This is a genomic window from Nocardia flavorosea, assembly GCF_015477805.1.
GTDB classification, from domain to species: domain Bacteria; phylum Actinomycetota; class Actinomycetes; order Mycobacteriales; family Mycobacteriaceae; genus Nocardia; species Nocardia flavorosea_A.
On the sequence record NZ_JADLQL010000002.1, the window covers coordinates 536,938 to 561,190 of the forward strand.

The following is a 24,253-nucleotide window of genomic DNA, read 5'->3' on the forward strand; positions in this document are numbered from 1 at the left end:
TGGACGAGCCCGCGGAGGCTACCTCTGGGTTGACTGTCATATTCGCACTATCAGGAGATGGCGTTGATCGCCGTGGTCAGCTTGGTCTTGAACTTCTCCGGGATCGGGACGTAGCCGTTGTCCTCCAGGCCTTCCTGACCGTTGGTGACCGCAGAGGTCAGGAATGCCTTGACCGCGGTCGCGACCTCACCGTCGGCGTACTTCGAGCACACGATCTCATAGGTCGGCAGGATGATCGGGTAGGAACCGGTCTCGGTGGGCTTGTAGAACGACGAAGTGTCGAGCACCAGGTCGTTGCCCTCGCCCTTGATCTTCACACCGTCGATGGCCTTACCCGCGGTTTCCGAGGTCAGCTCGACGGGTTCGGGGCCGGCGGAGGTGATGACCCGGACCTGGGAGAGGTTCTGCGCCTTGGCGAAGGACCACTCGTTGTAGGAGATCGAGTTCGGGGTGGACTTCACCGCGGCCGAGGTGCCCTCGTTGCCCTTGGCGCCTTCGCCGACACCGCCGTTGAAGACCTTGCCGGCTTCCTTGCCCCAGGCGCCTTCGGAGGCCGCATCGAGGTAGAGCTGGAAGTTGTCGGTGGTGCCGGACTCGTCCGACCGGTAGATGACCTTGATGGACTCGGCGGGGAGCTGCGCGTCCGGGTTGAGCGCCTTGATCTCCGGCGCATCCCAGGTCTTGACGGTGCCGTTGAAGATCTTGGCCATGGTCGGGCCGTCGAGGGCCAGGTCGGTGACACCGGCGACGTTGTAGGTGATGGCGATCGGACCGAACACGGTCGGCAGGTTCCAGGCCGGCGAAGCGCAGCGCTCGGCGGCCTTCGCCACCTCGCCCTTGGATTCGCTCAGCGGCGAATCGGACCCGGCGAAATCGGTCTGGCCGCCGAGGAATTCCTTCACACCGGCGCCCGAACCGCTCGAGGTGTAGTTGAGAGTCTGGCCGTCGCAGTTGGTTTCGTAGGCGGCGGTGAAACGCTCGACGGCGTTCTTCTGCGCCGACGAACCGCTGGCCTTGAGAGCTTCCGTGCCGCCGCACTGGACGTCGGCGTTGGCTTCGACCCCGGTCGCGCCGGTGTTGTCGTCGCTGCCACAGGCAGCCAACGGCAGGATCGCGGCGGCGAGAACGCCGACGATGGCGCTGCTGCGCTTGAACTTCACTCCAGTCCTCCGGATACGTCCTACGCGCCCGGTCCCTCACCGGCCCGGGCGGGTGTGTCGGTGCGGCCGTTCGCGGGGAACTTGCACACCAGGCGGCCTACGACCGCCCAGAATCAACCTAGGTCCCGTCGGTAGACAGCCGGACCAGGGTGAGTGAACGGAAAGTGAACACCGGCGGCGGTACTGCGCCCGATATGTGTGATATTTGCCGCGCTGTTACTCGCCGCACTCCCGAATGCCGCCGAGCGGACGCAATCAGAGGTTGGCCGGCCACCGGCCGGTCGGTGCCTGCCGACAGCGCGAACCGCGCTCCTCGGCCCTATCCGTTCCCGGCCGGCGCCGCGTAGGCGATATCGATATGTGCCGGGCCGAAACCGAGACGGCTGTAGGTGCGCACGGCCGCGGTGTTGTCGGCCTCGGTGTAGAGCAGTACCTCATCCAGTCCCGCATCCCGCAGATGGTGCAAGCCGATCAACGTGAGCAGCCGGCCGAGCCCACGGCCCTGCGCGGCAGGGTCGATACCCACCACGTAGACCTCACCGGCCGGGGGGTTCTCGTCGTGATGGACCTTGGTCCAGTGGAAACCCAGCAACCGCCCTGGAGCGTCCGCCGCGAAGGCCAGGAACAGGCCGGCCGGATCGAACCATGACTCGGCCCGGCGTTGCGCCAGTTCCGCCTCGGTCCATCCACCCTGCTCAGGGTGCCAGTCGAAGGCCGCGTTGTTGACGCGCAGCAGTTCGGCGTCATCGGCCGGGCCGGCGTAGTGACGCACCACGATATCGGGCGCAACCTCCACCGCGGGCAGCTGCGGAGTCGCCAGCGATCGCCGCATCTGCCACAGCTCACGCGCGGCGACCAGCCCCAGCCGATCGGCGACCGCCTCCGCCGCGGGCAGTTTCCCGTGCGCCCAGACCCGGGCCCCGCCGCCACCGGCGGCGAGCGCGGCGGCCACCAGTTCGCGGCCGATACCCAGGCCGCGCTGCGCGGGCGCCACCGCGGCCTCCGCCATGGCGGGATGTTCGTCGTGCGCCGGGGTGAGGCCCGCGTACCCGGCCACCGCACCATCGCGTACCGCGAGCAGGTGCCGGACCGGTGAATCGCCGCGCAGCGCGAGCAATCCCTGCTCGGAAACCGGTGCGACACCGTCGGCCGCCGCGGCGGCGGCCAGCAGGGCACTCACCGCGCCGGACAGCTCCGAGCCACCACCCGCGAACTCGTGGCCGCCACCGTCGAGTGCACCGTCTATCCAGCGCAATTCGATATCGGACACAGCTGCCTCGCTCACTGGGCGGTACCGTTGACCGGCGCCATCGAATCCTGCTCGGCGACTTCACGATCGCCGTTACCTGTACGGGGTTCGGTATCCCCCTTGTTCGCCGACCGGGCCGGGCGCACCGCCTTGTAACCCACGTTACGGACCGTACCGATCAGCGATTCGTATTCGCTGCCCAGCTTCGCCCGCAGCCTACGTACATGCACATCGACCGTGCGGGTACCGCCGAAGAAGTCGTACCCCCACACCTCCTGCAGCAGTTGCGCGCGGGTGAAAACCCGGCCGGCATGCTGCGCGAGGTACTTCAACAGCTCGAACTCCTTGTAGGTGAGGTCGAGCGGGCGGCCACGCAACCGCGCGGTGTAAGTGCCCTCGTCGATCACCAGCTCGCCCAGGGTGATCTTGCCGGTGTTCTCCGGGCCGGCCGACCCACCGGTCCGGCCGACCAGCAACCGCAGCCGGGCGTCGAGCTCGGCGGGCCCGGTACCGGGCAGCAGAATATCGTCGAGACCCCAATCGGCGTTCACCGCGACCAGACCGCCCTCGGTGAGCACGGCCACCACTGGAACGGACGAACCCGTACTGCCGAGCAGGCGGCACAGCCCGCGCGCGGCGGCCAGATCGGTCCGGGCATCCACCAGCGCGATATCGGCGGTACCCGCCTCCAGCAACGAAGCCACCTCGGTCGGCGCGGGTCGCACGCTGTGTGCGAGCAGCGACAGCGAAGGCAGAACCGAATCGGGGTCCGGGTCGGAAGTCAGCAGGAGCAGCTCCACGGCACTCCTCCCATCTCGTAGCTACGCGAAAGCCAGCTTCGTCGCCGTCGCCACGTTGCTCATCCACAAGTGTTGGCTGCAAGATTAGCGCGCTGTAACACTGCGCCGCCTCCGGCGGCGCGGGTTCGGGTGAACCGCACACTGCGGACGATGTTCGGCCGGCTGCCCCCTATCGAAAACGGAGGCGCAGTCTCGGGCGCCGGTTCGGTCGCCGCAACCGCTGTCAGACCTGACACGGAACCGGACGCCGATCGCGCCGGCGCGGCGGGACTCCGCTGTCCTGGGCCGGACCCCGGGCGGGCGGTACGGGGCGTCCATTAGGGTGCATGACATGCGGAAGCTGATCATCGGACTGCTGTGCCTGGCCGGCCTGGCAGTGGTCGCCGATTTCGGCGCGGCCGCATATTCGGAATACCGCGTATCCCGATCGCTGCGAGTCGGCGCCGAACTGAGTGCCGACCCGGAAGTCACCTTCCACGGGTTCCCGTTCCTGCGGCAGGCACTCGGCGGCCGCTACGACAATATCGAGATCAACGCCGACAGTGTGCGCGCCGATATCCCTGGGGAAATCGCCCTCGAGGCCACCCTGCTGGGGATGCGGTTGCCGTTCGGCGACCTCGTCGACGGCCGGGTACGCAGCCTGCCGGTGGACCAGGTGGACGTCCGGATGCGGGTCGCACCCACCGAACTCGGCCGGTTGTTCGGCATCCCCGACCTCGAAGTGCATTCGCGGCCCGCGGACAAATCCGACGGAACCGGCGGCTCGGGCGGGTCGGGGATGACCACCGCGGGCGCGCTCGTGCTCACCGGGACACTGCCGAAGGCCCCGAGCGGACAGCTCGGCGCGAGTTTCACCGGCGAACGGGTCAGCGTCGCGGCCGACCTGCTGCTCGACGGTGACCAGGTACGCATCGTGGCCACGGGCCTGTACTCCGAGGAACTCTCTCCCGTCCCGTCGGAACCGGTCGTCGACGAAGCGGATATCCCGGCGGTGCTGGCGATGTTCACCCGTACCATCGATACCAAGGAACTCCCCTTCGGGATCCGGCCCACCGAGGTCACCGCACTGGGCGGCCATATCGTGGTGGAAGGCCGGGGCGAAGATGTGACGATCGACCTGAACAGATTGCGGCGACCATGATCGAGATCACCATCCTGGTGGTAATGCTGTTGGCGGGGCTGGCAGTGGGGCTCTACCTGCGCCACCGCGAGGGATCGGTACGGACGGCTCCGGCCACCCTGGATCGCGATACCGCCGCCCGCGACGAACTGCTGGTAGCCGCCGGTGTCACCGGGGCAGGGCCGGCTGTTCTGCATTTCTCGGCCGATTGGTGCGGGCCGTGCGCCGCGGTCCGCCGGGTCGTCGCCGACGCCACCGCGGACCTGGCCGATTCGCCGCAACCGCCACGGGATGTCGAAATCGATATCGATGCGGATCCGGCGCTGGCCCGGGCGTTGAACGTGCTCTCGTTGCCCACCACGTTCGTCTTCGACGCCGAGGGGCGGGAGCGGTTCCGGATCTCCGGGGTGCCCAAGACCAGTGATCTGCGCAGTGCTTTGAGTCCGCTGACGGCCGGGGTGTAGTTCGGAGCGGGTCGGGACCTGTCGCCGACCGACGGCGCGACCGGCCCGTCGTCAACCGACCGCGCGGCAGCGTGACGTCGGATGCCCGTTGAACGGGCTGCTGGGAGGCATGGTGATCGGGGGTCGGGTGGGACTCATCAACGGATGGCGACCGAGCTGGTGTGGCGAAGTGTGGGGTCGGCTCGACGGCGGTTGCTGTAAGGGGCCCTGACCAGGGCATTGCCCCCTGCCCATTGGCTCCTCGGCGGGATTGGGTAGACTGCGCGTTGTGCAACACCACCGCGAGCTGATGCTCACCCGTCGCCGCACAGTCGATCTGTGCCGCCTCGGTGGTTGTTGCTGCCTGTGCCGCTGAGCGGTCGGCTCATTTCCTGACGCCGACCACGGTTCGTCCGCGCGAGCGATTCATTCCCCCGGCGAACCGGCCGAATTCCGCCGAACAGTTCGAGCGCAGGAGTTTCGTTCATGCCCCCCATCACTACAGCCGGCGGCCCGGCGACAGCCGCCGGGCAGGTCGATATCCGTGGTCCCCGCTTCGTTGCCTGGGTCACCACTGCCGTCCTGGTGGTCACGCTGCTGCTGGCCGCCGTCGCCACGCCGGCGGCCACGGTGGCGATCGCGTTCCAGGCCGTCGTTTTCGCGCTGGGTGCGGTGTCGGGGCCGCGCCGGCATCCGTACGGCCTGCTCTACGCTCGTTTCGTCGTGCCACGCCTGGCGCCGGCCACCGAGACCGAACCTGCCGCGCCGCTGCGGTTCGCCCAGCTGCTCGGTTTCGTGTTCGCCGCGGTGAGCCTGCTGGGTTTCCTGCTCGGCGTCTCGGTGGTGGGCGCGCTCTTCGCCGGGTTCGCCCTGTTCGCGGCCTTTCTCAATGCCGCGTTCGGTATCTGCCTCGGCTGCAAGCTGTACCCGCTGGTCACCCGGCTGGCCCTCCGTTCCCTGTCCGAATCCCCCGCACCGAACCGAATCGCTAGTCACCACTGAAAGGAAACAAATGGCTCGCTCCGATGTCCTGGTCTCCGTCGACTGGGCCGAAGAGAATCTCAAGACCCCCGGCGTCGTCTTCGTCGAGGTCGACGAGGACACCTCCGCCTACGAGGGCGGGCACATCGAGGGCGCCGTCCGGCTCGATTGGAAGACCGACCTGCAGGATCAGGTTCGTCGTGACTTCGTGAACCAGGAGCAGTTCTCCGCGCTGCTCTCCGAACGCGGAATCGCCAACGACGACGAGGTCGTGCTCTACGGCGGCAACAACAACTGGTTCGCCGCGTACGCGTACTGGTACTTCAAGCTGTACGGGCACAACAACGTCAAGCTGCTCGACGGCGGTCGCAAGAAGTGGGAACTCGACGGGCGTCCGCTCTCCCGTGACGCGGTTTCCCGCCCGGCCACCCAGTACAAGGCCGCCGCGCCGGACAACTCGATCCGTGCGTTCCGCGACGAGGTCATCGCCGCTATCGGCACCAAGAACCTGGTCGACGTGCGCTCCCCCGACGAGTTCACCGGCAAGATCCTGGCGCCCGCGCACCTGCCGCAGGAGCAGAGCCAGCGGCCCGGCCATATCCCGAGCGCGATCAACGTGCCGTGGAGCAAGGCCGCGAACGAAGACGGCACCTTCAAATCGGACGAAGACCTCGCCGAGCTCTACAAAGCGGCCGGGCTGGACGGCAACAAGGAAACCATCGCCTACTGCCGTATCGGCGAGCGTTCCTCGCACACCTGGTTCGTGCTGCAGGAGCTGCTCGGACATCAGAACGTCAAGAACTACGACGGCAGCTGGACCGAATACGGTTCGCTGGTCGGCGCACCGATCGAGTTGGGAGAGTAACCACTATGTGCGCAGCACCCACCCAAGGCCAGGCCATCCCGGCCGGCGTCGATGTGGAGAAGGAAACGGTGATCACCGGCCGTGTCCTCGGCACCGACGGCGAGCCCGTAGCGGGCGCTTTCGTCCGCCTGCTCGACGGCAACGGTGATTTCACCGCCGAGGTCGTCGCCTCCGGGACCGGCGATTTCCGCTTCTTCGCGGCCCCCGGCACCTGGACCCTGCGGGCATTGTCGTCCGCGGGTAACGGCACCTCCGAGCTGAAGCCCGAAGGCCCCGGCATCCACAACGTGGACGTCACCGTCTCGAAGTAGCAGCTGAACCGAACGGCCCAGGACCGCCTCATAAGAGCCGGTCCTGGGCCGTTCCGCACTCTGTGGCCGATCCGGGATGCTGTTCGGTGCTCTTGCGCGTGACCGCACACCACTGCGGCGCCCCGTCCCTGCTGCCAGGGACCAAGGGGGTCGACCCCGCGGCGCCGAAGGCGGCGCATAAACTGACCTAGTGGTCCTCTTCTTCGAGATTCTGCTGATCGCCGTATCGATCCTCATCGGATGGTTCGGCCTGTACGTCTTCTACCGGCTGTTCACCGAGTCATGAGTGGTCTCGCGAGCGAGGGTCCCGATCCGGCCGAGCGAGCGAGCGATACCAGCAACGGCGAGCCGGCGACCGAGCCGTCCGACCGCAATGGGAACGGCCGGTCGGCCGGCGATCAAACATCTCTGAGCGGCGACCGGGCGGTGGCCGATGCGGCCGAGCGCGCCAAGGCGACCGCTGGACGAAATATCCCCGCTCTCCCCGACCTTCCGCTGCCCGACGATACGGCCAATCTGCGACTCGGCCCGGACCTGAATCCGGCCATGCTGGCGCTGTTGCCGATGGTCGGTGTGTGGCGTGGTGAGGGTGAGGGCAATAATCCCGAGCGCGGTGATTACCGTTTCGGGCAGCAGATCGTGGTGTCCCATGACGGTGGGGACTATCTGAGCTGGGATTCGCGGTCTTGGTTCGTCGAGTCCGATGGCAGTTACGGTGGCCCGGATCTGCGGGAGCGTGGTTTCTGGCGGGTCGGGGTCGAGGGGAACGACGAGGTGCTGGAGCTGCTGCTCACGCACAGCACGGGCATCGTCGAACTTTTCTACGGTACGGCGCTCACCCAGGCGTCCTGGGAGCTGGCCACCGATGTGGTCATCCGCAGCCAGACCGGTGCGGTGGTGGGCGGCGCCAAACGCTTGTACGGGATCGTCGAGGGCGGCGACCTGGCGTATGTGGAGGAGCGTGTCGTGGCCGATGGGCCGCTGGAGCCCCGGCTCTCGGCGCGTCTACAGCGCTATATCGGCTGATCTCCCCCAGCGCGGGTCTGCCCCGACGGCCGGGCCGACGGTCCGAGATCGGCTCGATGATGGTCGGCAGACCTCCGACAACGCGGGCTGCCGGGCGCACTGGCAGCCGCCGTCGCGTATCGGCCCCACCGTTGTCCGGATATGGAACGACCCCCGAGCCGTATCGGATGCGATCCCCTGGCGGATGCCGGTGGATCGGCGACCGATCCCGATCGGACCGACCGGGGACTCGGGGGCCGGGTGGCTGCCTGGAATTCGCTCAGCGCACAGGGGTGAACGGAATCCGTGCACAGCCGGCTACAGCGCTCAGCTGACAGCCACCTCACGCGTCCTATGAATTTCCATTCGTCGGATCACCTCCTTCCTTGTGTACCCACGAACCTAGCCGCGGGTGGCGGGGTCGGCAACGGAATTTCGTCGACGGCGTAATGAGTACCGTCATCATCCGGAAAAGCCGCTCGGACCTGGCCTGATTCGTCCACGGTGAGGACCAGTCCGGCACGATGGCCGGCCGGGAGCTGATGTGTGACGACCACTACATCACGGCCCGGCTCGACCAGCCCGCTGCCGGTATCGAGCAGATCGCGGAGCAGCCGGTCGCCGGCTACGGCGTCCAGATGCTCGGTCGGCTCGTCGAGGAGAAGTACCCGGGCGGGTGAGACCAGCGCCCGGGCGAGCAGGATCCGTCGGCGCTGCCCACCCGATACGGCGGCCGCACCGCCGACGAGATCGGTGTGCACGCCGTCCGGCAGGCCGTCGAGCCACTCCCCCAGCCCGACCGTGCGCAATGCGTGCTCGGCCGCTTCGGCGTCCAGATCTCCCCGAGCCACCCGCAGGTTCTCCAGCACGCTGGTGCCGAAAAGGTGGGCGTCCTCGGCGAAGAACCGCACCTCTTCGTCGGGGTGGTCGAAGAGTCCGGCCCAGGCCATCAGCAGCGTCGTCTTCCCCGCACCACTGGGACCGACCACCGCTACCCGTGCAGCCTGCGGACGCTGCGGAATCTGCCACTGGCCGTCACCGACCCAGCCGATCACCACCCCGTCGGCCCGACTGTCGGCATACGGGAAGGGGTGCGGGTTGCCGCCGGTACCGAAGCGTTTACGGGTATCGGCGGGCGCCGCCGCCGCGTCGCCGGAGGACGGCGGTTCGACCGGTTCGGGCCGGTGGTCCGGTGAGACCGCACGCAGCCGGTGCAGCGCGGCCCGCGCCACGGTGAGAGCCTGAGCCGCGGCGGGCAGGGTGCCGGTCGCTTCGAAGGACGACAGCGGCAGCAACACCAGCACGGCCAGCGCCATCGGTGTCATAGCCCCCGGTGCGCCTCCGTCCGGACCGTAGAGGGAGATCCCGATCAGGAGAGCCGCGAGCACGCTGACCCCGGTCGCCAGCGGGGTCGCGGCGGCCGACCACGCGGTGCGGGCGGCGGCAGTGTCCTCGGCCGCGAGGACCCGGTCGTCGGCCGCGGCGGCGGCCGCGAGGGCGGTATCCAGTTTCCCGGCGACCCGGAGCTCGGCAGCGTGGTCGAGGACCGTGAGCGCGTGCGCGGTGAATTCCGCGCGGTCGGCGCGGGCCGCTCGTTCGGCCCCCGACGCCGCCCGCGCCGACAGCCACGGCGCGACGACGCCGGAGAAGACCAGTGCGCCCGCCAGGATCGCCGCGGCCGCCGGGGAGATGAAGGCCAGCAGCGCGACCGCGGCCATCGACAGCACCGCGGCCACCGCGATGGGCACGAAGGTGCGGACCACCACGGCCCCGAGATCGTCGATATCGGTGCCCACCCGGACCAGCACATCACCGCGACGCAGCCGGCCGGGCGCGCCCGGCGTGGTGGGCAGGGTGCGTCCAGCGGCGCCTGCCGCGGTGGGGGTGCCGGCGGTTGCGGTGCACCCGGTTCCCGAACGGCGGGTCAACCACAGCGGCGCCCGCGCGAGCGCCCGATACACCGAGGTGCGGGCGGCAGTCATCGAGCGCAAGGCCACATCGTGGGTGGCGAGCCGCTCCAGATATCGGCACAGTCCCCGCGAGATACCGAGCGCCCGGACCGCGACCACCGCGACGGTGAGATCCAGCACCGGCGGCATCTGCCAGGCCCGAGCGATGAGCCAGGCGGCGAGCGCGGCCAGGCCGAGACCGCTGCCCAGGGCCAGAACGCCCCACGCGACCGCGGCCACCAACCGCCATCGGGGGATCTCCAGCAACTCCCACATCTGGCGGACGTCGCGGAACAACAACCGCATCCGGACCCAGCGGCGCAGCGGCCGCCCGCCTCCTACCGTTGCGGCAGGGCGCGGTCGCCGGGTGTTCGAGATCTGGTTGTTCATGGGGCCACCCGCTGAGCGGTCGACGGCACCGTGACGATTTCGTCCGCGGCGGACAGCAGTGCGGGGCGGTGAGCGACCACCACGACGGTCGTACCGGTACGCGCCAGGGTGGTCAGTGCCGCCGCCACCGCGGCCTCGCTGTCGGAGTCCAGATGGGCGGTCGGTTCGTCCAGCAGCACGATCGGCCGGCCGGCGGCGAATACCCGGGTCAGAGCCAAACGCTGACGTTGTCCGAGGGAGAGACCGACTCCGCCGGATCCGACGACGGTATCCCACCCGGCAGGTAGCGAGTCGAGTACCGCATCGAAACCGGTCGTAGCGCAGGCGGCATCGAGTTCGCTGAGTACCCGCGCGGCGCCGCGGCGCGAGGACCCGGACACGGTGGCGCCGAGCAGTTCGAGGTTTTCCCGCAGCGTGCCCGGCACCAAGACCGGCCGCTGCGGCAGCCACGCGAGCCGCTGCCACCACTGCTCCGCGGGCAGCCGACGGATATCCACACCGCCGGCGAGTACCGCGCCGCGGGTGGGTTCGATCAGTCCCAGAATCGCCTGCAACACGGTGGATTTACCGCTGCCGTTGGGGCCGGTGAGCGCGGTGACTGCCCCCGGGCGCAGCCGAGCCCACAAGCCGTCGGGCGCAGCGCCGTCCCTGGATTCGATGGTGAGGTCGCGTAATTCGATCACGCTGTCATCGCCACCCGCGGCAGGGCCGGCGGCGCTCACTTTCGCCGATGCCCGCTCGTGTCCACCACTTGCCTGGTCGGGGTCTGCACCGCTCTCCGGGGTGCCGGCTGTCCCGGCGACGCCGCGCACGGGCGGATCGTCGGCCTGGATACCGTCGCGGCCTTCGGCAGCGGTCATCGAGTGTTCCCGGTCGGGAATCACCTCGACCGGGCGATTCCCGGCCGCCGCGCCCGCGGGGTCGAGGACCGCGAAAGCTTTTTCGGCGGCCGCAATCCCGTCCTGCGCCGCATGGAATCGTTCACCCACGGTGCGCAGCGGCAGATAGACCTCCGGCGCGAGAACCAGCGCGACCACCCCGGCGTACAGGTTCATATCGCCGTGCACCAGCCGCATACCGATCGCCACCGCGATCAGCGCGACCGACAGGGTCGCCAGGAGTTCGAGCACCATCGAGGAGAGAAATGCGATCCGCAGCGCGCTCATGGTGCGCCGGTGCAACGATTCACCCAGCTCCCGGACCTGGCGGCTCATGGTGCGGCCGGGCGTTTCGGCGGCGGTGCCGGTTTCCCGGCCGAGGGCGCGCAGGGTGGGCATACCGGCGAACAGGTCGAGCAGTTGATCGGACAGCCGGGTAGTGGCGTCCAGGGTGGCGCGGGCGCGGCCCTCGGTGAGCAGGCCGATGAGCACCATGAAGATCGGGATCAGCGGCAGGGTGATGAGCACGATGACGGCCGAGGTGAGGTCGTGCGCAGCGATCACCACCAGCACCACCGGCGGTACCAGCACCGCCAGCAGCAGGGCGGGAACGTAACCGGTGAGATAAGGCCGTAAACCGCTGAGCCCGCTGCTCACCACCACGGCGAGTTCCGTGCGGCGGGATTCCAGTTCGCGCGGTGGTAGGCCGGCGCCCGCGGCGAGGACCGATTGTTCGAGTTCGGCGACAACCCGGGTGCCGGCCCGGTGCGCGATCCGCGCCTGCCACCAGGCGGCCAGTGCCCGGACCGCGACCGCCACCGCGAGCAACACCAGTTCGGTCTGCCAGGCGGCCACAGTCCGCTGGCCCGGGTCGGTGATGACACCGGCCAGTACCCGCCCCAGCAGGACCGCCGCGGCCACGATGGCGACCGTGGTCAGCAGTGAGAGACCGACGCTGAGCACCAGATAGTTCCGGGCCGAGCGTGCGTACCGCCACAGACGCGGGTCCACGGGCGGGCGGGCCATCAGAAGTCACTCCTCGTTTGCTACGCGTGGGGAAAGTCCGATACCGGCTGGGATGTGCTCGACACTAATCCGCTTGCGGAACACCCAGTACGTCCAGGCCTGGTAACCGAGGACCACCGGCGTAACGGCCAGTGCCGCCCAGCTCATCACCTTCAACGTGTACGGCGTGGACGAGGCGTTGTCGACCGTGAGGTTGAACGCGGGGTCGATGGTCGAGGGCAGCACATCTGGGAACAGCGCGCCGAAAAGCAGCGCGGAGGCGGCGAGCACGGTGAGTGCCGTGCCGGTGAAAGCCCAGCCGTCGCGGCCGGCGAACAACGCCACGGCCCCGCCGAGCAGCCCGAATACCGCCGCCGCCACCAGGATCCAGGTCCAGTCGGACCCGTAGGCGAGCTGGGTCCAGAGGCCGAAACCGCCGACCACGACTGTCGTGGGCACGAGCAGCAGCCGGGCGGTCCGCACGGCGTCCGCGCGCACCTCGCCCGCGGTCTTGAGCGCCAGGAACACCGCACCGTGCAGGGCGAACAGCAGTCCGGTGGTGAGTGCGCCCAGCAGCGCGTACGGGCTGAACAAGCCCGCGATCGCGCCGGTGAACTGTTTATCGGCGTCCAGCGGTACGCCGCGCACGATATTGGCGAAGACCCAGCCCCACGCCAGCGCGGGCACCCAGGAACCGATGCCGATGCCGAGGTCGCAGCGCGCCCGCCAGCGCGGATCGTCGATCTTGCCGCGGTATTCGATCGCACAGATCCGCAGGATCAACGCCACCAGTAACAGCAGCAGGGGAAAGTAGAAACCGGAGAACATACTCGCGTACCACTCCGGGAACGCCGCGAACAGTGCGCCACCGGCGGTGATCAGCCAGACCTCGTTACCGTCCCAGACCGGCCCGATGGTGTTGAGCACCACCCGCCGCCGCGTATCGGATCCCTTGCCGAGTACCGGCATGAGCATCCCGACTCCGAAGTCGAAACCCTCCAGCACGAAGTACCCGGTGAAGAGCACCCCGATCAGTACGAACCAGAATTCTTGCAGTTCCATCCCCGGCTCCTAGTAGGCGAACGAAAGCTGCTCGGTGGCAGGTTTTTCCGCATCGGGCGTCCCGTCGGACGCCGCCTCGGACGGCCGTTGCGGGCCTTCCCGCACGTAGCGGCGCATGAGGTAGAACCACACGATGGCGAGCAGTCCGTAGACCACCGTGAAGGTGATGAGCGAGATCCACACCGTAGCGGCCGCGTGATCGGAGACCCCGTCCTGGACCATGAGCCGCAGATTCGGGTCGCCTGTCGGGTTGGGCACCACGACCCAGGGTTGCCGCCCCATCTCGGTGAACACCCACCCGGCCGCATTGGCCAGGAACGGGGTCGGGATGGCGAGCAGGCTCAACCACGAGTACCAGCGCTGATCGGGGACCCGGCCACGCCGGGTCATCCAGAAGCCGGCGAACACCAGCAGGGCGGAACCGGCGGCGAGGCCGATCATGGCGCGGAACGACCAGTAGGTGACGAACAGGTTGGGCCGGTAGTCGCCGGGGCCGAATTTCTCGTTGTAGGCCTGTTGCAGATCGACGACGCCCTCGAGTTCTACGCCGGTGAAATGACCTTCGGCCAGCCAGGGCAAGACGAACGGCACGTCGAGCACGTGGATGACACTGTCGCAGTTGTTGTGGGTGCCGACGGTGAGGATCGAGAAATCCGGGTCGAGCGCGGTATGGCACAGCGATTCCGCCGACGCCATCTTCATGGGCTGTTGTTCGAACATCAGCTTGCCCTGGACATCGCCGGTGTAGACCAGGGCGATCCCGGAGATCACCGCGATCAGCAGCGATACCCGCGCCGCCGGGCGCCACATGGTGCGCGCTTCGGCCAGTTTGCCGGTATCTCCGCTACGCGCGTTGCGCACCATCCACCAGCCGGCGATCCCGGCCACGAAGGTGGCGGCGGTGAGGAACGATCCGGCGACCACATGCGGGAACGCGGCCAGCGCGGTGTTGTTGGTGAGCAACTCGACGATGCTGGTCAGTTCGGCCCGGCCGGTTTCCGGGTTGTATCTGGCGCCGACCGGATGCTGCATGAACGAGTTGGCGGCGACGATGAAGAACGCGGAGGCGTTCACGCCGATCGCCACCATCCAGATGGTGGCCAGGTGCACGAGTTTCGGTAACCGGGACCAGCCGAATATCCACAGACCGATGAAGGTGGATTCCATGAAGAATGCCACCAGGCCTTCGAGTGCCAGGGGCGCGCCGAATACATCGCCGACGAAGCGGGAGTATTCGCTCCAGTTCATCCCGAACTGGAATTCCTGCACGATCCCGGTGGCGACGCCGAGCGCGAAGTTGATCAGGAACAGTTTCCCGAAGAATTTGGTCAGCCGGTACCAGTGATCCTTACCGGTGATCACCCAGGCGGTCTGCATTCCGGCGACCAGTGGCGCCAGACCGATCGTCAGGGGTACGAACAAGAAGTGGTAGACGGTCGTGATGCCGAACTGCCATCGCGAGACATCCAGGGCGTCCACACGAGCCTCCTGTACTACAACGTGTCGTAGTACAAGGTTACGTGCCGGTGCGGCCGGATCAATGTGTCAACCGACACCTCGTCGACCGGGCGCAACAGTGACGGCTACCAGTCCGCGATCGTCCCGGCCCGCTCGATGCCCCGGTCCACCATCTCGACGATCTCAGACGCCGAATCCGTCGCCGACATCCGCACCCCGTCCAGCGAATTCACCCGTGCGGCCAGCGTCACACTGCTGAGCATCCAGATGCTGTCGCAGTCGAACAGATCGGCGCTGAACAACGGTTCGTAGCGGCAGTCGTAACCGTTGCGCTCCGCCTCCGCGTACAGCGCCCGCTGCGTTACCCCCGGCAGGATGCCGTGTTTCGCCGGCGGCGTGATCAGCTGTTTGCCTCGGACGATCACCACAGTAGAACGCGGCCCCTCGAGGACCCGGTGCTCGGTGCTGGTGAAGATGACATCATCGGCGCCCATCCGGGCGGCGAACCGGAGTGCGGCCATATTCGTCGCATAGGAAAGGGTTTTCGCGCCGAGCAGCTGCCAGGGCGCGGCCTGCGCGAGGTCGATCGAGATACCGCGGGTCAGGGTCACCACCGCGACGCCCTCGGATCTGGCCGCGGCGACCCGCTCCGGCACGGCCGTGACCATGACGTAGGTCGTCGGAACCGGAACGGCCTCGGACAACTCCCCCGAACGCACCGCCGATTTGGGGCCGCCCAGCTCGCTCTCCCGGCCCCGGGTCAGCACCAGCCGCATAACCCCTTCCGTATCGGCTCCCCATTCCTTGGCGGCGGTCTCCATCGCTTCCCGCCAGCGGGCGAGATCGGGCTCGGGTAGATCGAGCGCTTGGGCGGAACGACGCAATCTGGCGAGATGGAAATCGAGCGCGCATACCGTGCCACCGCGGACCAGCGCCGTCTCGAAAATCCCGTCACCGCGCAATGCGCCGAGATCGTCGGCATACAACAACGGCTGATCCGCGTTACGAACTTCACCGTCGAGTGTTACAAGTACTCGATCCACCATGCGCATGAGCGTAGGCGAGAATTATGTGCGCCGCCTGCGGCAGCGCGGGTTTTGACCCCCTTCGGCCACTGCTTTCGGCGCCCGGCACTCACTCCGGGGACACATCACATCGACAGCTGAAAGCAGGGGCGGCCAAAACGTTCGAGGGCCTCACCGACCTCCGCGCGGGAGTCGCTATCGCACCACCGCACGGGTCGGTGGTGCGACCCCGGATAGCGGCGCTCGCTAAAGTCGGCCAATGGCTCGACGGACGGAAATCGACCCCGCGGCGGTGCGTTCGGCGGTGACCGCGGTGCGCGCATGGCTGCTCGACGAAAACGCCCCGGCCCCGGCGCGGGCCGAGCTGGCCGCCGCAGTCCGCGGGACCGCCCGCGCGCTGGCCGTCGCGGCGCCGGGACATTCGGTGGAGGTCCGGGTGCCGCCGTTCGTCGCGGTCCAATGCGTGGAAGGCCCGCGGCATACCCGGGGCAACCCGCCCAATGTCGTGGAAACCGATCCGCGCACCTGGCTGCTGCTGGCGACCGGACTCCAGGATTTCGCCGCCGCCGTGGCCGCGGGCCGGGTCGACGCCTCCGGCGGCCGCGCCCCCGAAATCGCCCGCTGGCTGCCACTGGTACCGGTGCCCCCGGGGCGGGACCGGCCCGAAACCGCTGGTTGACACCCCGGCCGTGCGAACCGGCCCGGTGAGCTCTTAGAGTGGAAGCTGTGTCCGTGGTCGCCGTACCCAGCCCTGTCCTCGCTGTACCGGGAGCCGTAGCCGCCGTGCCCGGATCCCCGGACGCGGCGGTCCCCTGGCATTACGGCGATCCACTCGGTGAACAACGCGCCGCGAACGAGCGGCTCGCGATCGTGGACCGGTCGCATCGTTTCGTCCTGTCCATCACCGGCGCCGAGCGGCTGACCTGGCTGCATACCGTCACCAGTCAGCACATTGCCGAATTGGCCGACGGGCGCAGCGCGGAAAACCTCGACCTCGACCTCAACGGCCGGGTGCAGCATCATTTCGTCCTCACCGAACTCGCCGGCACGGTATGGATCGACACCGAAGCCGATCGCGGGCCGGCGCTGCTGGACTTCCTCACCAAAATGGTCTTCTGGGCCGATGCCCAACCGCGGGAACAGCCCGATCATGCCGTGCTGAGCCTGCTCGGCCCGCTCGCGCACACGGCGGCGGCCGCCCTGGGCGTGGACCGGTTACCCGAGACCTACGAGGCGCTACCCCTCCCCCGTGGCGGTTTCCTGCGCCGGATGCCCTGGCCCACCGCGGACTCCTTCGACCTCGTCATCCCCCGGGATCAGTTGATGTCGTACTGGACCGAACTCACCGCCGCCGGTGCGCAACCGGCCGGCTCCTGGGCCTACGAAGCGCTGCGGGTGGCCGCCGCACGCCCCAGGATCGGCCTGGACACCGACGACCGCACCATCCCGCACGAGGTGAACTGGATCGGCGCGCCCGGCGAGTACGGTGCCGTCCACTTGGACAAGGGCTGCTACCGCGGCCAGGAAACCGTGGCTCGCGTCCACAACCTCGGTAAACCGCCGCGGCGGCTGGTCCTGCTGCATCTCGACGGCTCCGCCGACGAGCGCCCCGCACCCGGTGACCCGGTCACCGCGGGCGGCCGGTCGGTCGGTGTTCTCGGCACGGTGATCGACCACTACGAACTCGGACCGATCGCGCTCGCGCTGATCAAACGGAACATCCCGGTGGACGCCCAGCTCACCGTGGGCGATACCGCCGCGGCGATCGACCCCGATTCGGTGGTCGCCGACGACAGCCCGCAGCCCGGCCGCCAGGCCATCGAACGGCTCCGCGGGCGCTGACCCGCCGCATATCGAGCACAACGATCCGAGAGGAGTGCGGATGCGGGTTGGCGATATCGGCCGGGTACTGGCTGTCTGCGTCGTCCACGCCGAACTGACCGTACCGGGCCGGGTCGGGCGCAGCGCGATCGACAAACGCCCTGTCACCGAGCGGGTCCGGGCACAACGCCTCGGCCTCGACGGCGACCACGTCTGCAATACGCGAGATCACGGCGGCGTCCACCAGGCCGTCTACGGCTACGCCGACGACGACGCGGCGAACTGGTCCGCCGAACTGGGCCGGGAACTGCCGGTCGGCTGGTTCGGGGAGAACTTGCGCATCGCCGGACTCCCGCTCAGCGATGCCGTAGTCGGCGCGCGTTGCACCGTCGGCGATGCGGTGTTGGAGGTCAGCGGACCGCGCGTACCGTGCGCCACCTTCGGTCATTGGGCCGGTGAGCCGCAGTGGGTGCGCCGCTTCACGCACCGCGCGAATACCGGTTGCTATTTCCGGGTGGTCACCGAAGGCAGCGTCGGAGCCGGGGACGCGGTCGAGGTGGTGCATGTGCCCGATCACGGCGTCACTGTCCGCGATGTCTTCACCGGCGCGGATCCGCGGCGACTGGAACTGCTGCTCGACGCCGAACCCACGGTCTCCGATGTGCTGCGCGCACAGATCGCCCGCCACGCGAAATGGCGGGCCGCCGGGCCCGGGACGGCGGCGGTGACAAGTGGATCGGCAATGCCCGCGGCCGCCACCGCTGCGGAGTCCGCGAGCACCATCACCCTGCCGTCCGGAGAAATCGAGGCAACCGCATGACCGGACCGCAAGCAGCGGCGCGGGTGCCCCTCGAACGGAGTGGCCGTCCCCTCTCGGAGGACAACGTATGAGCATCGATCTGGTGGAAGTGGTGCGCTCGGGTTTCCGCGAATGTGTGCACCGCGGTTCGGTGGTGATCGTGGGACCGGACGGTGAGCCGACCTTCGAGGCCGGTTCGGTGCACGTTCCCATCTATCCGCGGTCCACCAACAAACCGTTGCAGGCGCTGACCCTGCTGAAACTCGGCTTCGAGCCGGTCGACGAGGACGAACTCGCCATCGCCGGCGCCTCGCACACCGGCGAACCGGACCATATCCGGCTGGTCGAACGCCTGCTGGACCGCTACGGCTTCGCCGAGGACGATCTGGCCTGCCCGCCCGATCTGCCGATGGACGACAAGGCCCGCGCCGGCGTGATCCACCGGGGTGAAGGACCCGCCAAACGATATATGAACTGTTCCGGCAAACATGCCGCCATGCTGGCCACCTGTGTAGTGAACGGCTGGCCGACCACCGGCTACACCGACGCCGGCCATCCGCTGCAGCGGGCCGTCACCGCGCAGGTGATCGCGGCGACCGGCGAACCGGAAACCGACCTCGGGATCGACGGGTGCGGCCTGCCCATCGTCCCGGTCGCGCTGGTCAACCTTGCCCGCGCTTTCGCGACGCTGGCAACCTCGGCGCCGGGTACGCCGGAACGCCGGATCGCCGACGTCCTACGCGCCCGGCCGTGGGTGATTTCGGGCACGAACGGGCCCGACTTACTGGCGATGCGCGCGGTACCCGGACTGCTCTGCAAGATCGGCGCCGACGGTGTGCACGCGGGCGCACTGCCGGACGGCAGCGCCTTCGCCTACAAGATCGACGATGGAGCCGACCGGGCGAGGATTCCGCTGACCATGGCAATTCTGCAGCGTATGGGGGTCGCCTGGTCGGCGGAGCTGGCTGAGCTCGCGGCCCCCGCCGTACTCGGCGGGGGCGGTCGCGTGGGTGTGATACGTGCCATACCCGAGGCGATTCCGACTAGCGGTTGAGCAGCGAAACATCGGCAAACCGGACGGTCGATACACCCGTTGGCCGACTCGTGGAGGCACAACCGCCGGACACGCGCTAAAGTGTCTGTCAGGAAGATATTAATTCGAACGGGGCCGCCACCAATCCCCAGGCCGCCCCGCTGTGACGCGAGGGGGTCAGCCATGGGCCGTGGCCGGGCTAAGGCAAAGCAGACCAAGGTCGCTCGCGAGCTGAAGTACAGCTCGCCGACGACTGACTTCGCGAGCCTTCAGCGCGAGCTTTCCGGTAGTGACAACGCCCGGCGTGGCGGCGTCCTGTCGGACGAGCACGACGCGGACGACTCCTTGTCCAAATGGGACGAGGACGACAACTACGACGACTGGCGCCGCTGATCAGGTAAACCGCTCGGGGGGAGGCCGATAGGCCTCCCCTTCGGTTGTTTACGCCGGTTCGCGCCGTTTCCCGCCGAGTTCCCCGGGCGGTGAACGACGTGAACCGGCGAATCGGCCCCGAACGGAACCTGTCGGCGGCGCCGGATCGGAACAATATGAGCGGGCGGTCCACGCAACGGGCCGCCCGGTCATATATCCTCCGTCGTTCGTCCAATGGCTCGCAGACGAAGTATCACTTCGTCCAAACACCGCCGGCCGTATCGCTGGGACGGCATGTGACCCATCCGGGCTCACGTGTCGATCGAGCGGTACGGCCTACGCGGTTGTTCGACCATCGTTTTTCCGGATGCACTCGTCCCGATACCGACCCGGTCCAGCAGCGGACTCGGTGGACTCCGTGCAGGCCGACAGCCGGAAGGCTCCGGTCCCACGATCATCGGCTCGCCTGGCTGACAGCTCCGGTGCTGTTCAGCCGAGCTCGGGTACTTCTGCGATTCACCGACCGGGATTGCCGACACGGCAAATCCTGTGCCGCGCGCTCTTCGGATAACCGGCTACGCAAAGCCGTAAGGCCCCACGAGCGCAGCCGACCGGCGATTTCTGTCGCCGGTCGGCGAGCGTTCGGCGGGCGCGCAGCCTCGGTCCGCAGCTATAAGGCCGGCTCAGAAACGAGGGTGATCGCCCAGCATGACCGTACGCGGGGAATCGGCGTCCTTGGCCTTCTTCACCGTGCCCAGCGTCCAGCATTCGATATGGCGGGCGGTGAGCACGGCCAGCGCCCGGTCCACATCCTCGGGGGCCACCACGGCCACCATTCCGACGCCCATGTTGAACGTCTTCTCCATCTCGGCACGGTCCACCCGGCCCCGCTGCGCGATCATCTTGAACACCGGTGCGGGGCTCCACGATCCACGATCCAGTTCGGCCACCAGCCCGGCCGGCAGTACCCGCGCCAGGTTCGCCGCCAGACCTCCGCCGGTGATATGCGCGAACGTGCGGACATCGGTCTCGGCGATCAGCGCCAGGCAGTCCTTGGCGTAGATCCGGGTCGGTTCGAGCAGTTCCTCACCGAGGGTGCGGCCGAACTCCTCCACATGCCCGCTCAGCGACATCCGGTCGATCTCCAGCAGCACCTTGCGCGCCAGGCTGTAGCCGTTGGAATGCAGACCGGACGACCCCATGGCGATCACCACATCGCCGGGGCGCACGCGATCCGGGCCGAGCAGTTCATCGGCCTCCACCACACCGACACCGGTGGCCGACAGATCGTAATCCTGGGCGCCCATCATTCCCGGATGCTCGGCGGTCTCACCGCCCAGCAACGCGCACCCGGCACGCACACAGCCTTCGGCGATACCGGATACCAGTTCGGCGACACGTTCCGGCACCACCTTGCCGACAGCGATGTAATCCTGCAGGAACAGCGGTTCGGCGCCGCACACCACCAGATCGTCGACGACCATCGCCACCAGGTCCAGGCCCACGGTGTCGTGCTTGTCCACCGCCTGCGCCACCGCGATCTTGGTGCCGACGCCGTCGGTGGAGGACGCGAGCAGCGGCTCCCGGTAGTTCTTCTTCAGAGCGAACAGCCCGGCGAAACCACCGAGCCCGCCCTGCACCTCGGGGCGGGTGGCCTTACGCGCCAGCGGCGCGAACAACTCGACGGCCCGATCACCGGCCTCGATATCCACGCCTGCGTCGGCATAGGAGGCACCGGCACCGGTAGCGTTCTGCTCAGTCATTGTCGGGGGAAGCTCCAAACCGAATCCGCGGATAATTGCCTGGTCTGAGTCTATGGCGCGGCTCCGGCGCGCGGGGTGCTACCCCTATGTTTCCTGAGGCGCAGCACTCTACGGGCGGCTGAGTGCGCTGGCGTTGGCGTTCTCGGTGAGCAGGTTCGGGGAACGGCTGCCGAATTCGAGGAGGTTCTTGCCGATGGATGCCTCGGTGGGCAACGGGATCGGGTAGTGGCCGTCGAAACACGCGGCACACAGCCGGGAACTGGGCTGTTCGGTGGCCGCGATCATACCGTCGAGCGATATGTAGCCGAGGGTATCGGCGCCGATGGACCGGCGTACGCCTTCGACCATTTCGCGCAGCGCCGCCGGGTCGGCGGGCATCCCGGCGGGAACGTCCGGGTCGGTACCGGCGTTGTTGGCGATCAGTTCGGCGCGGGAAGCGAAATCGATACCGTAGAAACACGGCCACTTCACCGGAGGCGAAGCGATCCGGACGTGGATTTCCAGGGCCCCCGCCTCGCGCAGCATCCGGATCAGGGCACGCTGAGTGTTACCGCGGACGATGGAATCGTCGACCACGATCAGCCGCTTACCGCGGATGACCTCACGCAGAGGATTGAGTTTCAGCCGGATTCCGAGCTGCCGGATGGTCTGGCTGGGCTGGATGAAAGTGCGGCCCACGTAGGCGTTCTTCATCAGGCCCTGCCCGTAGGGCACACCGGAGCCCTGGGCGTAGCCCACCGCGGCGGGGGTACCGGATTCCGGTACCGGGATCACCAGATCGGCATCGGCGGGGTGCTCGTCGGCCAGGCGGCGGCCGATCTCGACCCGGGTCGCGTGGACCGAGCGGCCGGCGATGGTGCTGTCCGGGCGGGCCAGATACACGTACTCGAATACGCAACCCTTGGGTTCGGGGTTGGCGAAACGCAGCGACCGCACACCGTCGGCGTCGATGGCGAGCAGTTCGCCCGGTTCGATCTCGCGGACGAAGGAGGCGCCCACGATATCGAGGGCGGCGGTTTCGCTGGCGACCACCCAGCCACGATCCAGCCGGCCGAGCACCAGTGGGCGCACGCCGTGCGGGTCGCGGGCCGCGTACAGCGTGTGCTCGTCCATAAAAGTCAGGCAGAAGGCGCCCTGCACGGTGGGCAGCAGCGCCATGGCCGCCTGTTCGATACTCGAATCGGCGGCGGCATGGGCCAGCAGGGCTGTCATCACATCGGAATCGGAGGTGGCCGATACCGCACCCGGGCGGCCGGGGCCACCGACCAGACCGAGGTCACGCGCCCGGTCGGCCAGTTCGGCGGTGTTGACGAGATTGCCGTTGTGGCCGAGTGCGAGCCCGGAGCCGACGGCGGTGGTCCGGAAGATCGGCTGCGCGTTCTCCCAGGTGGTGGCACCGGTGGTCGAGTACCGGCAGTGCCCGATGGCCACATGGCCGGGCATGGCGGCGAGCGTCTGCTCGTCGAAGACCTGGCTCACCAGGCCGAGATCTTTGAAAACCAGCACCTGCGAGCCGTCGGAGACCGCGATACCCGCCGCCTCCTGACCGCGGTGCTGCAATGCATATAGGCCGTAATAGGTGAGTTTGGCCACGTCTTCCCCCGGAGCCCAGACTCCGAAGACTCCGCATTCCTCACGAGGCGGGTTCTCCGTCTCCTCGGTTGCGGTGGGATTGCTGAGGGCCGATCGGTCGGCGAGGGTCACCGTGCGCTCCCTGGTCGGGCGGGTGTGGGGGCAACCGACATTCTACGGGTGCACGGCCCGGGAGCGGCAGCGGATCAGCACCTCGGCAGCAAGCGCGGCCGGACCGGTCGAATCGCGATCGCAGCAACCCGGCACACGTGCCGGCAACCACCGGCCGGCAAACCGACCCACCCAGTTAACCCGCCTTTCACCTGCGCATAAGCCGGCATACGGCCGCCTGATCCGGTGGGACGGACTCGCCGGATCAGCCCACCGGCGGCAGTTGCCAGAGCCGGCGTCCATAAGCCTCGTGGAAGGTCCGGCGCAACGTGGGCGATATCACCCGTCACAGCACTCCCGGCGCAACCCGGGGCCGCGGGTCAGCGGACGCGTCCGAGCAGACGGCCACCGGGCGGCAGATAACTGCCCACTTCGGCATCGAGCGCCGCGGCCGCTGTCATGAGCTCCCCCGCGCCGAGCCGCGCCGGCACCACGGTGGGCTCGCCTGCGGTCACCCGCCGGTTCCAGGGCGGCGAGAATTCGAGGTCCAGCCCGATCCGCAACTCCACCGCGCCGGCCACGGACGTCGCGGTGAAGCTCAGGTTCGGTTCGGTGAACCCGAGCCGCGCGGGCTCCGGTAGCGGGTCCCCGCCGGGTTCGGCCGCGGCGGCGATACGCCGTAGCCATTCGGCCAGCTCGACCGCATCGTCGAGGGTCAATGCCTGCCAGCGGAAGGTCCACGCCCCTTCGGCGCAGTGCGCGGTACCGGCGATTATCAACCAGCTGTACCTGATTCGCGGATCGATATGGTCCGGAAACTGATATCCGGCAACAGAGAGCTCCACACCGTATCCGTCGCTGTCGATCAACCTCACCGGCGAAGTGTGTCACTTTTGCGACGTCCACGCCCACTGCAAGCAGCACCCGGACGCCCGGCGATCGCCGTATCGACCGGCGTCCGAACCGGGATCGCCGGCAGCATCACCAAGACCAGGAAACCCCTCGGAGTTCCGGCCCGACCGAGGCAACCGGCAGTAGGGCCGAGTCCGCAGAGATCCCCGAAACTCCGGCCCGACCTACA

The 24,253-nt window shown here is 68.2% G+C and carries 22 protein-coding genes; 11 read left to right on the forward strand and 11 right to left on the reverse strand.

Annotated features, from left to right (window positions below):
- Positions 1–50: 50 nt before the first annotated feature.
- From pstS to IU448_RS11330, 3 genes are all read right to left on the reverse strand, one after another.
- Entirely contained in the window at positions 51–1,160 is a 1,110-nt protein-coding gene (pstS, locus tag IU448_RS11320) for a phosphate ABC transporter substrate-binding protein PstS (protein ID WP_195055527.1), read from the reverse strand.
- A 319-nt stretch (positions 1,161–1,479) separates the two neighbouring features.
- Positions 1,480–2,352, reverse strand: a complete 873-nt coding sequence (mshD, locus tag IU448_RS11325) for a mycothiol synthase (RefSeq protein WP_228812926.1) — start codon at positions 2,350–2,352, stop codon at positions 1,480–1,482.
- Between the two features lie 89 nt (positions 2,353–2,441).
- Positions 2,442–3,209 carry a winged helix-turn-helix transcriptional regulator gene (locus IU448_RS11330; RefSeq protein WP_195055528.1) on the reverse strand — a complete coding sequence of 256 codons (768 nt, stop codon included), beginning with the start codon at positions 3,207–3,209 and terminating at the stop codon, positions 2,442–2,444.
- Between the two features lie 331 nt (positions 3,210–3,540).
- Here IU448_RS11330 and IU448_RS11335 point away from each other — a divergent pair, with 331 nt between their 5' ends.
- The 6 genes from IU448_RS11335 (at position 3,541) to IU448_RS11360 (ending at position 7,955) form a co-directional block, all read left to right on the forward strand.
- Positions 3,541–4,350 (forward strand): LmeA family phospholipid-binding protein, encoded by an 810-nt coding sequence (locus IU448_RS11335; RefSeq protein WP_195055529.1) that lies wholly within the window; start codon positions 3,541–3,543, stop codon positions 4,348–4,350.
- Positions 4,347–4,793, forward strand: a complete 447-nt coding sequence (locus IU448_RS11340; RefSeq protein ID WP_195055530.1) for a thioredoxin family protein — start codon at positions 4,347–4,349, stop codon at positions 4,791–4,793. The genes IU448_RS11335 and IU448_RS11340 overlap by 4 nt, the downstream gene beginning before the upstream one ends.
- A gap of 465 nt (positions 4,794–5,258) precedes the next feature.
- Positions 5,259–5,774, forward strand: a complete 516-nt coding sequence (locus IU448_RS11345) for a DUF4395 domain-containing protein (RefSeq protein WP_195055531.1) — start codon at positions 5,259–5,261, stop codon at positions 5,772–5,774.
- Between the two features lie 10 nt (positions 5,775–5,784).
- Positions 5,785–6,618: a sulfurtransferase gene (locus IU448_RS11350; protein WP_195055532.1), complete on the forward strand. Its 834-nt coding sequence runs from the start codon at positions 5,785–5,787 to the stop codon at positions 6,616–6,618.
- Positions 6,619–6,623: 5 nt separating this feature from the next.
- Positions 6,624–6,929: a DUF1416 domain-containing protein gene (locus IU448_RS11355; RefSeq protein ID WP_195055533.1), complete on the forward strand. Its 306-nt coding sequence runs from the start codon at positions 6,624–6,626 to the stop codon at positions 6,927–6,929.
- A gap of 282 nt (positions 6,930–7,211) precedes the next feature.
- A complete protein-coding gene (locus IU448_RS11360; protein WP_195055534.1) occupies positions 7,212–7,955 on the forward strand; it encodes an FABP family protein in 744 nt (247 codons plus the stop codon).
- A gap of 353 nt (positions 7,956–8,308) precedes the next feature.
- Here IU448_RS11360 and cydC read toward each other — a convergent pair whose 3' ends face one another.
- From cydC to IU448_RS11385, 5 genes are all read right to left on the reverse strand, one after another.
- Entirely contained in the window at positions 8,309–10,189 is a 1,881-nt protein-coding gene (gene cydC, locus IU448_RS11365; RefSeq protein ID WP_195056228.1) for a thiol reductant ABC exporter subunit CydC, read from the reverse strand.
- Between the two features lie 80 nt (positions 10,190–10,269).
- Positions 10,270–12,177, reverse strand: coding sequence for a thiol reductant ABC exporter subunit CydD (gene cydD, locus IU448_RS11370; protein ID WP_195055535.1), 1,908 nt, complete (start codon positions 12,175–12,177; stop codon positions 10,270–10,272).
- Between the two features lie 6 nt (positions 12,178–12,183).
- On the reverse strand, positions 12,184–13,218 hold the full coding sequence (gene cydB, locus IU448_RS11375) for a cytochrome d ubiquinol oxidase subunit II (protein WP_195055536.1): 1,035 nt from the start codon (positions 13,216–13,218) through the stop codon (positions 12,184–12,186).
- 9 nt (positions 13,219–13,227) lie between these two features.
- Positions 13,228–14,697 (reverse strand): cytochrome ubiquinol oxidase subunit I, encoded by a 1,470-nt coding sequence (locus IU448_RS11380; protein WP_195055537.1) that lies wholly within the window; start codon positions 14,695–14,697, stop codon positions 13,228–13,230.
- A gap of 104 nt (positions 14,698–14,801) precedes the next feature.
- The gene (locus tag IU448_RS11385) at positions 14,802–15,722 is read right to left on the reverse strand and encodes an aminodeoxychorismate lyase (RefSeq protein ID WP_195055538.1); all 921 of its coding nucleotides are present in this window, start codon (positions 15,720–15,722) and stop codon (positions 14,802–14,804) included.
- 238 nt (positions 15,723–15,960) lie between these two features.
- Here IU448_RS11385 and IU448_RS11390 point away from each other — a divergent pair, with 238 nt between their 5' ends.
- The 5 genes from IU448_RS11390 (at position 15,961) to IU448_RS11410 (ending at position 19,747) form a co-directional block, all read left to right on the forward strand.
- On the forward strand, positions 15,961–16,380 hold the full coding sequence (locus IU448_RS11390) for a sterol carrier family protein (RefSeq protein ID WP_195055539.1): 420 nt from the start codon (positions 15,961–15,963) through the stop codon (positions 16,378–16,380).
- A 47-nt stretch (positions 16,381–16,427) separates the two neighbouring features.
- Entirely contained in the window at positions 16,428–17,543 is a 1,116-nt protein-coding gene (locus IU448_RS11395; RefSeq protein WP_195055540.1) for a YgfZ/GcvT domain-containing protein, read from the forward strand.
- Between the two features lie 40 nt (positions 17,544–17,583).
- Complete coding sequence (locus IU448_RS11400; protein WP_195055541.1) at positions 17,584–18,342, forward strand: MOSC domain-containing protein; 759 nt, start codon at positions 17,584–17,586, stop codon at positions 18,340–18,342.
- Between the two features lie 67 nt (positions 18,343–18,409).
- Positions 18,410–19,375 (forward strand): asparaginase, encoded by a 966-nt coding sequence (locus IU448_RS11405; RefSeq protein WP_195055542.1) that lies wholly within the window; start codon positions 18,410–18,412, stop codon positions 19,373–19,375.
- Positions 19,376–19,537: 162 nt separating this feature from the next.
- Positions 19,538–19,747 carry a DUF3073 domain-containing protein gene (locus tag IU448_RS11410; RefSeq protein WP_195055543.1) on the forward strand — a complete coding sequence of 70 codons (210 nt, stop codon included), beginning with the start codon at positions 19,538–19,540 and terminating at the stop codon, positions 19,745–19,747.
- A gap of 662 nt (positions 19,748–20,409) precedes the next feature.
- Here IU448_RS11410 and purM read toward each other — a convergent pair.
- The 3 genes from purM to IU448_RS11425 all read right to left on the reverse strand — a co-directional run bounded on the left by purM (position 20,410) and on the right by IU448_RS11425 (position 24,047).
- Complete coding sequence (gene purM, locus IU448_RS11415; protein ID WP_195055544.1) at positions 20,410–21,489, reverse strand: phosphoribosylformylglycinamidine cyclo-ligase; 1,080 nt, start codon at positions 21,487–21,489, stop codon at positions 20,410–20,412.
- Between the two features lie 108 nt (positions 21,490–21,597).
- The gene (gene purF, locus IU448_RS11420; RefSeq protein ID WP_195055545.1) at positions 21,598–23,193 is read right to left on the reverse strand and encodes an amidophosphoribosyltransferase; all 1,596 of its coding nucleotides are present in this window, start codon (positions 23,191–23,193) and stop codon (positions 21,598–21,600) included.
- A 359-nt stretch (positions 23,194–23,552) separates the two neighbouring features.
- Positions 23,553–24,047 carry a hypothetical protein gene (locus IU448_RS11425; RefSeq protein ID WP_195055546.1) on the reverse strand — a complete coding sequence of 165 codons (495 nt, stop codon included), beginning with the start codon at positions 24,045–24,047 and terminating at the stop codon, positions 23,553–23,555.
- Positions 24,048–24,253 lie beyond the last annotated feature (206 nt).

Excerpts from the sequence above, each read along its gene's own strand:
- IU448_RS11345 (WP_195055531.1), top strand. The coding sequence starts at position 5,259 with ATGCCCCCCATCACTACAGCCGGCGGCCCGGCGACAGCCGCCGGGCAG.
- IU448_RS11385 (WP_195055538.1), bottom strand. The coding sequence starts at position 15,722 with ATGGTGGATCGAGTACTTGTAACACTCGACGGTGAAGTTCGTAACGCG.
- IU448_RS11410 (WP_195055543.1), top strand. The coding sequence starts at position 19,538 with ATGGGCCGTGGCCGGGCTAAGGCAAAGCAGACCAAGGTCGCTCGCGAG.
- IU448_RS11400 (WP_195055541.1), top strand. The coding sequence starts at position 17,584 with ATGCGGGTTGGCGATATCGGCCGGGTACTGGCTGTCTGCGTCGTCCAC.
- IU448_RS11350 (WP_195055532.1), top strand. The coding sequence starts at position 5,785 with ATGGCTCGCTCCGATGTCCTGGTCTCCGTCGACTGGGCCGAAGAGAAT.
- IU448_RS11355 (WP_195055533.1), top strand. The coding sequence starts at position 6,624 with ATGTGCGCAGCACCCACCCAAGGCCAGGCCATCCCGGCCGGCGTCGAT.
- cydB (WP_195055536.1), bottom strand. The coding sequence starts at position 13,218 with ATGGAACTGCAAGAATTCTGGTTCGTACTGATCGGGGTGCTCTTCACC.
- IU448_RS11335 (WP_195055529.1), top strand. The coding sequence starts at position 3,541 with ATGCGGAAGCTGATCATCGGACTGCTGTGCCTGGCCGGCCTGGCAGTG.
- IU448_RS11405 (WP_195055542.1), top strand. The coding sequence starts at position 18,410 with ATGAGCATCGATCTGGTGGAAGTGGTGCGCTCGGGTTTCCGCGAATGT.
- cydD (WP_195055535.1), bottom strand. The coding sequence starts at position 12,177 with ATGGCCCGCCCGCCCGTGGACCCGCGTCTGTGGCGGTACGCACGCTCG.
- purM (WP_195055544.1), bottom strand. The coding sequence starts at position 21,489 with ATGACTGAGCAGAACGCTACCGGTGCCGGTGCCTCCTATGCCGACGCA.
- IU448_RS11340 (WP_195055530.1), top strand. The coding sequence starts at position 4,347 with ATGATCGAGATCACCATCCTGGTGGTAATGCTGTTGGCGGGGCTGGCA.
- IU448_RS11390 (WP_195055539.1), top strand. The coding sequence starts at position 15,961 with ATGGCTCGACGGACGGAAATCGACCCCGCGGCGGTGCGTTCGGCGGTG.
- cydC (WP_195056228.1), bottom strand. The coding sequence starts at position 10,189 with ATGCGGTTGTTGTTCCGCGACGTCCGCCAGATGTGGGAGTTGCTGGAG.
- IU448_RS11360 (WP_195055534.1), top strand. The coding sequence starts at position 7,212 with ATGAGTGGTCTCGCGAGCGAGGGTCCCGATCCGGCCGAGCGAGCGAGC.